At 71.6% G+C, this 13,637-nt stretch carries 10 protein-coding genes; 7 read left to right on the top strand and 3 right to left on the bottom strand.

Annotated elements, in window-relative coordinates; all coding sequences use genetic code 11:
* Window positions 1-9: 9 nt before the first annotated feature.
* Window positions 10-1,242, bottom strand: a complete 1,233-nt coding sequence (locus HNR21_RS16225) for an FxsB family cyclophane-forming radical SAM/SPASM peptide maturase (protein WP_182708668.1) — start codon at window positions 1,240-1,242, stop codon at window positions 10-12.
* 250 nt (window positions 1,243-1,492) lie between these two features.
* On the opposite strand from HNR21_RS16225, the gene HNR21_RS16230 reads away from it, so the two are divergent.
* The 4 genes from HNR21_RS16230 to HNR21_RS16245 all read left to right on the top strand — a co-directional run bounded on the left by HNR21_RS16230 (window position 1,493) and on the right by HNR21_RS16245 (window position 7,712).
* Window positions 1,493-2,065 (top strand): HhH-GPD-type base excision DNA repair protein, encoded by a 573-nt coding sequence (locus HNR21_RS16230; protein ID WP_119727845.1) that lies wholly within the window; start codon window positions 1,493-1,495, stop codon window positions 2,063-2,065.
* A gap of 496 nt (window positions 2,066-2,561) precedes the next feature.
* Complete coding sequence (locus HNR21_RS16235) at window positions 2,562-4,667, top strand: SpoIIE family protein phosphatase (protein ID WP_182705874.1); 2,106 nt, start codon at window positions 2,562-2,564, stop codon at window positions 4,665-4,667.
* Between the two features lie 246 nt (window positions 4,668-4,913).
* Window positions 4,914-6,557: an RNA polymerase sigma factor gene (locus HNR21_RS16240; protein WP_119727847.1), complete on the top strand. Its 1,644-nt coding sequence runs from the start codon at window positions 4,914-4,916 to the stop codon at window positions 6,555-6,557.
* A 255-nt stretch (window positions 6,558-6,812) separates the two neighbouring features.
* Complete coding sequence (locus HNR21_RS16245) at window positions 6,813-7,712, top strand: hypothetical protein (protein WP_233359005.1); 900 nt, start codon at window positions 6,813-6,815, stop codon at window positions 7,710-7,712.
* Between the two features lie 42 nt (window positions 7,713-7,754).
* On the opposite strand, the gene HNR21_RS16250 is transcribed toward HNR21_RS16245, so the two are convergent.
* A complete protein-coding gene (locus HNR21_RS16250; protein WP_119727849.1) occupies window positions 7,755-8,510 on the bottom strand; it encodes a YaaA family protein in 756 nt (251 codons plus the stop codon).
* A gap of 120 nt (window positions 8,511-8,630) precedes the next feature.
* Window positions 8,631-8,861: a DUF7455 domain-containing protein gene (locus HNR21_RS35320; protein ID WP_119727850.1), complete on the bottom strand. Its 231-nt coding sequence runs from the start codon at window positions 8,859-8,861 to the stop codon at window positions 8,631-8,633.
* Between the two features lie 336 nt (window positions 8,862-9,197).
* On the opposite strand from HNR21_RS35320, the gene HNR21_RS16255 reads away from it, so the two are divergent.
* From HNR21_RS16255 to HNR21_RS16265, 3 genes are all read left to right on the top strand, one after another.
* On the top strand, window positions 9,198-11,288 hold the full coding sequence (locus HNR21_RS16255) for a DNA gyrase/topoisomerase IV subunit B (RefSeq protein WP_119727851.1): 2,091 nt from the start codon (window positions 9,198-9,200) through the stop codon (window positions 11,286-11,288).
* Window positions 11,289-11,548: 260 nt separating this feature from the next.
* The gene (locus HNR21_RS16260) at window positions 11,549-12,904 is read left to right on the top strand and encodes an APC family permease (RefSeq protein ID WP_182705875.1); all 1,356 of its coding nucleotides are present in this window, start codon (window positions 11,549-11,551) and stop codon (window positions 12,902-12,904) included.
* A gap of 367 nt (window positions 12,905-13,271) precedes the next feature.
* On the top strand, window positions 13,272-13,622 hold the full coding sequence (locus HNR21_RS16265; RefSeq protein ID WP_182705876.1) for a hypothetical protein: 351 nt from the start codon (window positions 13,272-13,274) through the stop codon (window positions 13,620-13,622).
* The last annotated feature ends 15 nt before the right edge of the window (window positions 13,623-13,637 follow it).

Below are 13,637 nucleotides of genomic sequence, written 5' to 3' on the forward strand. Positions count from 1 at the left end.
AGGCCGCCTTCAGGATTCGCGGGAGGTGTGCTTGAGCGCCGCCAGGTCCTCGGCGACGGTCCGGTGGATGTGCGTGATGATCCGGATCAGGTCGGGGCAGTACACGGAGGCGTTGGCGAAACCCGACCCGCTGCGGTAGCGGTGCGTGTAGAGCCCGCCGCCGCAGACCTTGCGCAGCGGGCACGCCCGGCACTCGGCGGCCAGCGCCCGGTGCCCGATCTGGCGGGCCGCGATCCGCGGCAGCAGCAGCGCCGAGTCGAACGAGTCCGTCGAGACGTGCAGCGAGGTGGCGGTCGCGCCCTCGTAGGCCGACTTGAGCGTGTCGATCTGCTCGATGCCGCCGTTGGTCTCCACGACGGTGACCACGACCGGGGACAACCCGATCGACTCGCTGCGCGACGGCCGGCCGAGCAGCAGCCGGATGATCTCCGTGAACAGCCGTACCCTGGTCTCTTGCACCGGGGCCCCGTACCAGCGGTCGAACACCGCGGCCAGCCAGTCCCCGTAGGGCGTGTCGGGCGACCCCGGCGTCCGGCCCGGCGGCGGGGTGTCCCAGTTTCCGTGGGGGAGCAGGAAGTCGATCGCCGGAGGCCGGTGGGCCAGCAGCGCCTCGTAGGTGGCGACCGGATCATTGGCCAGGTCGACGGTGCACAGCAGGCCGCTGAACAGGTGCCGGTGGGCGGGCGCGGTGAGCCGCCGCAGCCCGGCCGTCACCTGGGCGTGGCTGCCGCGGCCGTCGGCCCGCCGGCGATGCCGGTCGTGCCCCTCCGCGTCGCCGTCCACGCTCACGCTGACATGAACGTTCAGCTCGTCGAAAAGGCGCAGGAACATCGAATCGAGCAGTACGCCGTTCGTCTGCAGATAAAAGGCCACGGAGGTCTCGGCGTCGACGGTGGAACGAATCGTCTCCACGGCGTAGCGGATGCGGTCCGGGCCGGCCAGCAGGGGCTCTCCGCCGTGCAGGATGACCTCCACCCGCGGCAGCCGGTTGGTCCGGGCGTGCTCGGCGATCCGCCCGGCCACCCGGTCGATGGTGGCCCGGGTCATCCGCCGGGGCTGCCGCCGCCAGCCCTGGTCGGCCATCTCGTACATGTAGCAGTAGTCGCAGGCCAGGTTGCAGCGGCTGTGGATCTTCAGCACGAACTGGTGGAACGGGGTGGGCCGCCAGCCGGACTCCAGCAGTGCCTGGACGTCGAGGTCGGCGGGCCACTCGGTCGCGGCGCCCGCAGGGGCGGCGGACATGGTCACGCTGATCCACCTCCACGGTCCGATGTCAGCGCGACGCTGCGCCGCCGTCCCCTGCCCATAGGTTTATGCACCTATTTCCGGTATCGCCAAACCTGAGGAAACCGCCGGCCGGTGAAAGACCCGCCGTCACCAGCCTGGTCGCGATTTGTCAATGGACAAATAACGCGTACCGGGTGCAAATGCTCCTCCGTGGGCGGGTGACGGGAGCGGCACGGCATGATGGTGGGACGGACTGGAGGACCTCATGACGTTGACGTTGCCGATCGATCCGCGGGCGAACGAACTGCTCGGCCGGGATCCGCTGGCGCTGCTGATCGGCATGCTGCTGGACCAGCAGGTGCCGCTGGAGCGGGCCTTCGCCGCGCCGTACGGGCTGGCGGAGCGGCTCGGGCACGAGCCGGACGCGGCGGAGCTGGCCGCCTGCGACCCCGAGGCGCTGGAGGAGCTGTTCGCCCGCAGGCCCGCCCTGCACCGCTACCCCAAGGCGATGGCCAAGCGGGTGCAGGCGCTGTGCCGGGAGATCGCCGAGCGGTACGACGGGGACGCCGGGCGGGTCTGGGCGGACGCGGCGACCGGCGAGGAGCTGTACGAGCGGGTGGCGGCGCTGCCCGGGTTCGGGGAGCAGAAGGCGCGGATCTTCGTGGCGCTGCTCGGCAAGCGGCTGGGCGTCCGTCCGGAGGGCTGGCGGGAGGCGGCCGGGACCTACGGCGAGGAGGGCTCGTACCGTTCGGTCGCCGACGTGGTGGACGCGGAGTCGCTGGCCCGGGTGCGCGAATACAAGCAGGGGCTGAAGGCGGCGGCTGGGGCCGCCGGTTGACCGGATCCGTCATCGCCCCGCAAGAACGCCGAAATCCGCCCGTCACCGTACCGTCACGATGGCCGGAACCGGCCATCGCGGGGCCCGACGAGGGAGGATCCGGACGGTCGGGCCGTGCGCGTATCGGTCAAGTCCTCCCCGCGCGCGGCCGGGCGGCATAGGATCGCCGGGCGGGCGTTCCGCCGCCGTGATCCGTCCTGCGGGCGGTCCGGCGGGGCATGGGGAGGCCGGTCGCCGTCCGGGCGGCCGGGCGGGGCGGCCGGCGATGATCCGAACACAGTGCCGAACGGGGCTTCCTTCGGCGCGGAACCCTCGGGATGATGAAGACCTGTTTCCGACCGGTGTTGTGATGGAGGCGGGGGCGCTAGCCTGCTCCCATTCACGCAAAGTGATGAAGACTTGCCTCACGGTACGGGCCGCCCTGCTGTACGGAAGGCTGCTGAGCATGAGCACCGCTGGCCGGAGAGCGAAGGACGCGGATTCGGAGGTGTCGAACGTGAACGCCGATACGTCCGTTCCGCGTCCCCGGCCCTCCGGGGCGGGCACGGCCGACCCCGACGCGACCGATCCGGACGCGACCGACTCCGCCCTGCTGGCCACGCTGCTGCGGCAGGCGCCGGTGGGACTGGCGCTGTTCGATGCCGGGCTGCGGTTCCGGCGGGTCAACGAGGCGCTGGCCGAGGCGTTCGGCAGGACCCCGGGCGAGCTGCTGGACCTGCGCCCGGCCGAGGCGCTGCCCGACGAGGTGGCGGTCACCGTGGAGGCGGCGCTGCGCCGGGTGCTGGCCGGGGAGCCCGCCATCACCGACGTGGACCTGGTGCTGCCGCCGGCCGGTGAGAACGGGGCGCGCCCCCGTCACTTCGCCTGCTCCTGGTTCCCCTCCCGGGACCCGGACGACCGCCTGACCGGCGTCGTCCTGACCGCCCTGGACGTGACCGAACGCCGGCTGGCCGAGGAGACCGTGCGCCGCCGCGAGCAGCGCTACCGGTCGCTGGTGGAGGCCAGCGCCCAGGTGGTGTGGGTGACCTCCGCCGACGGCACGGTCACCGACGACGCCCCGGAGTGGCGGGACATCACCGGCCAGTCGGTCGAGGACTACGCGGCCGGCGGCTGGCTGGCGGTGGTGCATCCGGAGGACCGGCCGAAGATCGAGGCGGCCTGGCGGGACTGCGTGGCCGACAACCGGATCTTCGAGGCCGGGTACCGGGTGCGCACCCGCACCGGGGCGTACCGGCACTTCGAGGTGCGCGCGGTGCCGATCTGGCGGGGCGACACCGTGATCGAGTGGGTGGGCGCCAACACCGACGTCACCGGGCAGCGCGAGGCCGAGGAGATGCGCGGCCGGCTGACCGAGCAGCTGTCGGCCGCCGCGCTGCGCACCGCCCGGCTGCAGCAGGCCACCTCGATGCTGGCCGAGGCGCTGACGGTCAGCCAGGTGGTGCAGGTGATCACCGAGGTGGGCCGGTCGGCGATCGGCGCCGACCACTCGGCGGTGGCGCTGCTGGACGACGACAAGCTGCGGCTGAGCATCGTCACCCCGGCCGGGCCGGACGCCGAGGGCTCCGCCGGGCTGCGCGGGTCGATCCCGGTGCACGAGCCCACCGTGATGTCGGTGGCGGTGCGCGAGGGCCGCCCGTTCACCGCCGGGACGCCCGACCAGCTCCGGCTGCACCTGGGCCGGGAGGAGCCGGCCATGTTCCCCGGCGAGCGCGCCTGGGTGGGGCTGCCGCTGCTGGCGGCCGGGGCGCCGATCGGGGCGCTGCGGTTCTCCTTCACCCGGCCGCGCGAGATCACCGAGGAGGAACGGGTCTTCCTGGAGGCGCTGGCCGGCCAGTGCGCGCTGGCGGTGGAGCGGGCGCTGCTGTTCGAGCGCGAGCACAAGACCGCCGAGGAACTGCAGCGCAGCCTGCTGCCCAGCGACCTGCCCCAGGTGCCCACCATGCGGCTGGCCGCCCGCTACAACCCGGCGACGAGGCACGTGCAGGTCGGCGGGGACTGGTACGACGCGTTCCGGCTGCCCGACGACCGGCTGGCGGTGGCGGTCGGCGACGTGATGGGCAAGGGCGTGCTGGCCGCGGCCGGGATGGGCCGGGTCCGCAACGCGCTGCGGGCGCTGGCGCTCAACGACCCGCGGCCCGCGGCGGTGCTGGCCGGGCTGGACCGGCTGTTCTCGGCCACCGAGGACGAGGAGCAGTTCACCACGGTCGCCTACGCGGTGCTCGACCCGGAGACCGGGCAGGGCACGCTGAGCAACGCCGGGCATCCGCCGCCGCTGCTGCTGGGCGGCGACCTGCCCGCCCGGCTGAGCGCGCACGAGGCCGGGACGCCGCTCGGCTGGCCCTCGCAGCGGCAGCAGACAAGTTTTTCCATCGAAACCGGCAACACTGTCGTGTTCTACTCCGATGGACTTGTGGAGAACCGTAGACGGGGGGTGGACGCCGGGCTGGAGGAACTGGTGACGGTCGCGGCGGGCGCGCCGCCGGAGGTGGTGGCCGATCCCGAGAGACTCGTCGACTTCCTGGTCGACCGGATGCTGGCCGGTTACGAGCAGGTGGACGACGTGACCGTGCTTGCCCTGCACGTCCCGCCCCGTACGGGGTGATCCAACGCGCGGACCGTTCGGAGGACCACTCGGTGCCCTCTAAGGTGGTGTGGTACCGGGCAGGACTCTTCGAAGCGGGAAGCGCGGCCGTGCCAGAATGCTTGACCTTGGTGAGAGCGGGTACGCTGCGGTGCCGCGCGATCAGTCCGGCCCTGCCGAGTGCGAGCTGCTCGAGGCTCCGTCACAAGCGGGGTCACGCCCGCCGGGCACTTGGGTCATAGCCACACGTTCGTTCGAGAGGTATTTGTGTCGCCTGCAAGCTCGACCTCGAAAGCGTCAGATCTGCACGAGCACGTCATCGAGCAACTGATCGAGCGTGGACGGTCCCAGGGTTACCTCGAAGCCGACGACGTACGCCGTACGTTCGAGGAGGCCGACATCCCCGTGTCGAAGGCCTCCAGCATCTTGCGGAGCCTCAGCAAGGAGGGTGTGACCGTCATGGTGAGCGCTGCCGACTCCGCAGCGCCGAAACGCCCGCGCAAGCGCGCGGCGTCGGCGGGGCGCAAGAGCAAGACCACGGCCGCTGCCAAGGAGCAGCCCGACACGGTGACCGCCGTCGTCGACGACGCGGCCGAGGGGTCCGCCGAGACGGCGCCCGCCAAGCCGGCCGCGCGCGGCACCGGCCGGGCGGCCGCCAAGAAGAAGGCCGCACCGGCCAAGAAGACCGCGGCCAAGAAGGCCGCCCCGGCGCGCAAGGCGGCGGCCAAGCCGGCGCCCGCCGCCAAGGCCGCGGCCCCGGCCAAGGACGAGCCCGAGCTCGACGACGTCGAGGTGACCGACCTCGACGACGACCTCGACCTCGACGTCGACCTGACCGACGAGGTGGTCGAGGACGTCGTCGAGGAGGAGGAGCTGGAGGACGAGGAGGCGGCCGAGACCGCCAAGCCGGTCGCCAAGGACCTCGAGGCCGAAGAGGACGTCCTGGTCATCACCGATGACGACGACGACGCTCCGGCCCAGCAGATCGCCGCGGCCGGCGCCACCGCCGACCCGGTCAAGGACTACCTCAAGCAGATCGGCAAGGTCCCGCTGCTCAACGCCGAGCAGGAGGTGGAGCTGGCCAAGCGGATCGAGGCCGGGCTGTTCGCCGAGGAGCGGCTGGCCACCGAGGGCCACAACATGTCGCCCGAGGACCGCGAGGACCTGGAGTGGATCGCCGAGGACGGCCGCCGCGCCAAGTCCCACCTGCTGGAGGCCAACCTGCGGCTGGTGGTCTCGCTGGCCAAGCGGTACACCGGGCGCGGCATGCTGTTCCTGGACCTGATCCAGGAGGGCAACCTCGGCCTGATCCGCGCGGTGGAGAAGTTCGACTACACCAAGGGCTTCAAGTTCTCCACCTACGCCACCTGGTGGATCCGGCAGGCGATCACCCGGGCGATGGCCGACCAGGCGCGCACCATCCGCATCCCGGTGCACATGGTCGAGGTCATCAACAAGCTCGCCCGCGTGCAGCGGCAGATGCTGCAGGACCTGGGCCGCGAGCCGACCCCCGAGGAGCTGGCCCGCGAGCTGGACATGACCCCCGAGAAGGTCGTGGAGGTGCAGAAGTACGGTCGTGAGCCGATCTCGCTGCACACCCCGCTCGGTGAGGACGGCGACAGCGAGTTCGGCGACCTGATCGAGGACTCCGAGGCGATCGTCCCGGCCGACGCGGTCAGCTTCACGCTGCTGCAGGAGCAGCTGCACTCGGTGCTCGACACCCTCAGCGAGCGTGAGGCGGGCGTGGTGTCGATGCGGTTCGGGCTGACCGACGGCCAGCCCAAGACCCTGGACGAGATCGGCAAGGTGTACGGGGTGACCCGGGAGCGCATCCGGCAGATCGAGTCCAAGACCATGTCGAAGCTGCGTCACCCGTCGCGGTCGCAGGTGCTGCGCGACTACCTCGACTGAGTGTCCCCGCCGGCGCGCCGTCCCGTGGGATGGCGCGTCCGGAGGGCACCACCTTGCGCTTGACATGACGAAAATGTTCGTGTCAAGACGCCGTGTGGCATGTAACACACTGTTTACACGGTAGTAGCCCCGGATGCGCCGGATCTCCCTACGCTCCCCGCTATGGGAGTGACGGAGGTCGACCGGACGTCCCGGTCCGCTGGCGCACGACCTCGCGCCGCACGCCTCATCCGCGGTCGTCCCTGGCAGGATCCCGTGCTCGACCGCGCCGTCGACGCCGTACACGAGCGTCGTCTCAGAGCGGCCGTCCCCGTGCTGGCGGGCAGCCGCGCCGACCCCGAGCTGCGTTCACTGCGGGTGGAGGCCCTGGCCAAGGCCGCCGCCGGAGGGAGCCAGGGCATCGAGGCCCTGCTCGCCGAGGACCCCCGCAACCCCGACCTGTGGCTGTGGCTGGGCCGCACCCGGGTCGAGGAGGCCTGGCGGATCCGTCCCGACGCCCGGGCCCGTTCGGTCCAGGCCGCCGGATACACCGCCTACACCAGACGCCTGAAGTCCGCCCATGATCCGCTGCTGCGGGCGGCCGAGCTCTTCCCCGACGACCCCGTCCCGTGGGAGTCCATGATGTGGATGGTCCTCGGACTGGACGTGGGCCGGGAGGAGAAGGACGCCCTGTGGATGCAGGCGTACCGCCGGTGGCCCACCTCGTACGGGGCGCACGCCGCCCGGGTCGTCACCCTGTCCCCCCAGTGGGGCGGGACGACGGAGGAGATGTTCGACTTCGCCCGGATCGGCATGAGCAGCGCCTCCCTGGAGGACCCGCGGGCGGCGCTGATCCCGCTGGCCTACTTCGAGTACTTCGTGCAGGAACGGTCCGGCATCATCCGCGGGCACTCGTCGTGGTTCGGCTCCGAGGAGTGCCGTGAGGTGGAGACCGCCGCACGGGGCTGGTTCGAGGGCCACGCCCCGCATCCGCGCACCATCGAGGCGCACAACATGTTCGGCGCCGCCTTCTACCTCGCCGACGCGCGCCGGCCCGCCCGCCAGCACCTCATCCGCACCTACGGGCGGCCGAGCGGGCTGCCCTGGCGCTACCTCGGCGACGAGACCGACCAGTACGTCAAGGCCTGCCGCAACCTCAACCTGGACGTCTCCTGATCGCCGCCGCCGGGCTCCGGGGGGCGTCCCCGGACGAACGGGTCAGGCGTGCAGGATGACGTCGAGGTTGGCGCCGCCGTCGTTCAGCTCGGCGGTGTAGCCCAGGTCGCAGACCGCTTTCAGCAACTCCTCGGGGGACGCCGGGTCGGCCCCGGCCTTGAGGAGGTCGTGGGCCACCTTGCCGCGCGTGGCCTTCGCCATGTGGCTCACGACCGTGCGCTTGGGGACGCCCTGCAGCACGCGCTCGCGGAACACCCGTACCGTCACGGTGGGGACCGCCGGGCGCCACGCCACCGCGTACGGGGCCGAACGCATGTCCACCACCAGACCCTCCGGGCGCAGCGCCTCCTGTAGCGCGGGCCGCCACAGCGCCGCCAGCCTGCCCAGCGGCGGCAGCGAGACCGCCATCGCCAGCCGGTACGGCGGGATGCGGTCGGTGAGCCGCAGCGCGCCCCACAGCCCGGACAGCACCACGATCCGCTCCTCGGCGTCACGCAGCGCCGCCTCGTCCAGGTCGCCCAGTGCCAGGTTGTCGTACAGGACGCCGGTGTAGAGCCTGGAGACCGGCAGCGTCGGGGCCTCGTAGAGCCTGCGGTTGCGCTCCAGGGCCTCGGCGGACTGCGACGGCGGCAGGGCCAGCACCTGCGAGGCGGTGTCCTCGCAGCAGACCTCCGCCAGGGTCGCCAGCACGCGTTCCCGGATCGGATTGAGCTCCGGGAAGCTCAGGCCCGCCAGGTCCAGCGGCGGGCCGTCGCCCTCGCCGGACTTCTTCTCCGACGGCGGCAATGCGATCAGCACGTTCCCCCCGGTGTGCGATGGATCGACGGTACGGATCAAGGACGAACGGCGGCCATCGTCTCCGATGACCGCCGTTCGGCTGCCTGCGCGGGCCCGAGGGCGGGCCGCTGTATCGAAGGGCTACCGCTCATCCTCGCGAGCGGCGGCCGGGGTTTCCCTCAGTCGGTCGGTCTCGTCGTGGATGTCCGCCCCAGAGGCACGGAGCGACGCACTGTACTTACGCCCGTGGTGGGCGCAGAACAGAAGGTCGCCGCCGCCTACAAGGACCGCACGAACGTAGGCCTGAGCGCCACAACGGTCACACCGATCGGCGGCCGTAAGCGGCTTGGTTGGGGCAAGGGCTCCGGTCACGGCACCTTCCTCAGTCTCGGGGTCGGTACTTAGGACAACATCTAACCCCACCTGGGGCTTCCCAACCCGTATGCCAGTACGCCCAGAGCGGAATGGCCTCATAAGTGACCGATGTCACATGATGTTCGGCGACAGTCCTCCGGCCGTTGCATCGTCGCTCCGGCCCGTGTGGTACACACCGTGCGCGATCTTGCGGCCGGTGCCCCGGCGAGACCGCCCGAGGCGGGGCTACAGGCCGGGGGGCGGTGCGGCGGGGCGGCGAGCCTGGGAGTGAAATGTCACTGGGCAGGGGTAGCCTTCTGCCCGATGCCCTGACCCCCGAGGAGCGCAAGCACGTTGACCGCCGCGACCGCCGAAGCACCCGCCTACGAGGATCCCCACGCCTACTCCGCCCGTCATCTGTCGGTGCTGGAGGGGCTCGAGGCCGTCCGCAAGCGGCCGGGCATGTACATCGGGTCCACCGACAGCCGAGGCCTGATCCACTGCCTGTGGGAGATCGTCGACAACAGCGTGGACGAGGCGCTGGCCGGCTACTGCACCAAGATCACGGTGACGTTGCACGCCGACGGCTCCTACGAGGTCGGCGACAACGGCCGCGGCATCCCGGTGGACATCGAGCCCAAGACCGGGCTGCCCGGCGTGGAGCTGGTGATGACCAGGCTGCACGCCGGCGGCAAGTTCGGCGGGGTCTCCTACACCGCCTCCGGCGGCCTGCACGGCGTCGGCGCCTCCGTGGTCAACGCCCTGTCGGCGCGGCTGGACGTCGAGGTCGACCGGGACGGCCACACCCACGCGATGAGCTTCAAGCGGGGCCTGCCCGGCGAGTTCGCCGCGCCCGGCCCCGAGCGCCGGTTCAAGAAGAAGTCCGGGATGCGGCGGATCGCCGAGATCCCGCGGAACGTCACCGGCACCCGGGTGCGGTTCTGGCCGGACCTGCAGATCTTCCTCAAGGACGCGGTCGTCGACGGCGACCTGGTGATGGACCGGATGCGGCAGACCGCGTTCCTGGTGCCGGGACTGGAGATCACCGTCCGCGACGAGCGCGGCGAGCAGCCCGTCGAGGAGACCTTCAAGTTCGAGGGCGGGATCAGCGAGTTCTGCTCGTACCTGGCCAAGGACGAGCCGATCTGCGACGTGATCCGCATCCAGGGCAGCGGCCACTTCACCGAGACCGTCCCGGTGCTGGACGAGCAGGGCCACCTGACCCCCACCGACGTGGCGCGCACCCTGGAGGTGGACGTGGCGCTGCGCTGGGGCACCGGCTACGACACCGTCTGCAAGTCGTTCGTCAACGTCATCGCCACCCCCAAGCACGGCACCCACGTCACCGGCTTCGACCGCGCCCTGGTGCGCACGGTCAACGAGCAGTTGCGCGCCACCAAGCTGCTGCGCAACAGCGACGAGCCGGTCACCAAGGACGACGTGCTGGAGGGCCTGACCGCCGTCGTCACGGTGCGGCTGCCCGAGCCGCAGTTCGAGGGCCAGACCAAGGAGGTGCTGGGCACCTCGGCGGCCACCCGGATCGTCTCCCAGGTCGTCGCGAACGCCCTCAGGGAGGCGTTCGAGAACCCCAGGCGCGGCGCCAAGCAGCAGATGCGCGCGGTGCTGGAGAAGATCGTCGCCGCCGCCAAGGCCCGCATCGCCGCCCGCACCCAGCGCGACAACCAGCGCCGCAAGAACGCCCTGGAGAACTCCGCGCTCCCGGCCAAGCTGGTGGACTGCCGCACCACCGACGACCGCAGCGAGCTGTTCATCGTCGAGGGCGACTCCGCGCTGGGCACCGCCAAGCTGGCCCGCAACTCCGAGTTCCAGGCGCTGCTGCCGATCCGCGGCAAGATCCTGAACGTGCAGAAGGCCTCCACGGCCGACATGCTCAAGAACGCCGAGTGCGCCGCCATCATCCAGGTCGTCGGCGCCGGCTCCGGCCGCACCTTCGACCTGGACTCGGCCCGCTACGGCCGCATCATCCTGATGGCCGACGCCGACGTCGACGGCGCGCACATCCGCTGCCTGCTGCTCACCCTGATCTACCGCTACATGCGCCCCATGCTGGAGGCGGGTCGGGTCTTCGCCGCGGTGCCGCCGCTGCACCGCATCCAGCTCACCAACCCCAAGAAGGGGCAGGACAAGTACGTCTACTGCTACACCGACGCCGAGCTGCGCAAGAAGCTGGTGGAGTTCGAGCGCCGCGGCATCCGCTGGAAGGAGCCCGTCCAGCGCTACAAGGGCCTCGGTGAGATGGACGCCGACCAGCTCGCCGAGACCACCATGGACCCCCGCCACCGCATGCTCCGCCGCATCCGCATCGAGGACGCCGAGGAGGCCTCCCGCATCTTCGACCTGCTGATGGGCAGCGAGGTGGCCCCCCGCCGCGAGTTCATCACCGCCGGCGCCGCCGAACTCGACGCCGACCGCATCGACACCTGACCCACCCGACGCCCCGGCCCGGTGGAGCCCCGCTCCACCGGGCCGGATGCTGTAGGGCGCCGAGCCGGACGACCGGTATTCCGCGTGTTCGTGGGAGGCGCTCGCCAGCGGATTCGCGTGGTGCACGGCCGGCCCCGGAGCCGGTGCGGATGTCGCACGGATCGGTGGACGAACGCTGCGGGATGCGGGTTCGGAGTGGGGGTGGGGGGTACCTCGCAAGCACGGTCACAGGGGCGTTCTTGTCGAGCCGGGAGCCTGGGATGGCTGATTCGGGTGCTCATGCCGCGGGGGCGCTGCGGCGGGTCATCGGGCGCAAGGTGCTGGTGCTGTTCGTGGTGGGGGACATCCTCGGTGCCGGGATCTACGCGCTGGTGGGACAGGTGGCCGGGGAGGTCGGCGGGGCGATCTGGCTGCCGTTCCTGATCGCGTTCGTGCTGGCGGCGCTGACCGCGACCAGCTACGCCGAGCTGGTGGGGAAGTATCCGCGGGCGGCGGGGGCGGCGCTGTACGTGAACCGGGCGTTCGGGGTGCCGTTCGTGACGTTCATCGTGGCGTTCACGGTGATGATGAGCGGGATCACCTCGGCCAGCGCGGCGGCGCGGGCGTTCGGGGGACGGTACCTGGCGGAGTTCGTGACGCTGCCGGTGCTGGTGGGGGCGCTGATCTTCCTCGGGCTGGTGACGGTGGTCAACTTCGCCGGGATCTCCGAGTCGATGCGGGTGAACGTGACGCTGACCCTGATCGAGGCGTTCGGGCTGCTGGTGATCATCGCGATCGGCGGGTGGGCGCTGCTGACCGGGGACGGCGAGCCGGGGCGGGCGCTGGAGTTCCATCCGCAGACCGGGGCGCTGATGGGGGCGCTGGGCGGGACGGCGCTGGCGTTCTACGCGCTGCTGGGCTTCGAGGATTCGGTCAACCTGGCCGAGGAGGCCCGGGAGCCGGCGCGGGACTACCCGTTCGCGCTGTTCGGCGGGCTGGCCGTCGCGGTGGTGATCTATATGGCGGTGGCGTTCACCGCGACCATGCTGGTGCCGACCGAGCGGCTGCGCGCCTCCACCGGACCGCTGCTGGAGGTGGTGGAGGTGGCGGGGCTGGCGTTCCCGCCCAAGCTCTTCGCGCTGATCGCGCTGCTGGCGGTGGGGAACACCGCGCTGATCAACATGATCATGGCGTCCCGGCTGGTGTACGGGATGGCGCGGGAGCGGATCGTGCCGGGCGTGTTCGCGGTGGTGCATCCGACCCGGTCGACCCCGTGGCCGGCGATCCTGTTCACGGTGGCGCTGGCGGTCCTGCTGGTCAGCACCGGCGAGGTCGGGGGCCTGGCCGACACCACGGTGCTGTTGCTGCTGTGCGTGTTCGCGGTGGTGAACATCTGCGTCCTGGTGCTGCGCCGCGATCGCGTCGAGCACCGCCACTACCGGGCGCCCACCTGGATGCCGGTGCTGGGCGCGGTCGCCTCCCTGTTCCTGGCCTCCCCGCTCACCGGCCGGGACGCCGAGGTCTACCTGCGCGCCGCCGTGCTGGTCGCGCTGGGCGCGGCGCTGTGGCTGATCAACCGGGTCATCGTGGGCAAGATCGACCACATCGACCCGGCCAAGATCTCCACCGACCGCTGAAGCCGCCCGGGGGTCATCCCCGCCTTCGAGCGGGACGCGAGGGCGGTGCCGCCCGTGACCACCGTGTCGCGCGCTCACGGGTCCGTCCTCGCGCCCGGCTTGACCGGGTCGGGGACGGCGGCCGACCGGGCTCTTGAGAGAGCACCGGGTGTTCTGCGCGGTGGGCTGCCCGTTCATCTCGGCCGACCGGGTTCGTGAGAGAGCACGCTCCCGCGCTGTGCGGGCGCGTCGTCCGGCACGCGGCGTCAACGGCGGTACGGCGGACGTTCTGGAGATCGTCAAACGCCGTGCCACGGCGATCCCGGCACCTAGTGTGATCGTAAAGTGACGAGGCGTCGCGTTGAGGCGGTGCGGGCTGGGGGAGGCGTTGACGCGGACCGAGATGATCGCGGACTATCTGCGCGCCCACGCCCGCCGGCGGATCGACCGCGTCGACGAGGGGGACTGCGGGCGCAACGCCCGGGCGGCCGTCGCGCTGATCGACGCGGCGGTGTACGCGGCCTCGCTCGACTTGCGGGCCCGCGTCGTGCGGCGGCTGACGGCGGCGGGATGCTTCACGGACGGGCGCTTCGACCCCGGTGCGGAGGGGGAGCTGATCGTCCGCTGCTACGGGACCGTCCGGGAGGCGGGCCCGGCGCGTCTGCTGGAGGCCCTGGCGGCGTCCGCCGAACGGGCGGCCGCGGCGCGGGCTCCCCGGCCCCGGCCGGCGTCCGCGTGAGGGCCTCGTCGTCCG

The sequence above is a fragment of the Thermomonospora cellulosilytica genome (assembly GCF_014138835.1).
GTDB lineage: Bacteria > Actinomycetota > Actinomycetes > Streptosporangiales > Streptosporangiaceae > Thermomonospora > Thermomonospora amylolytica.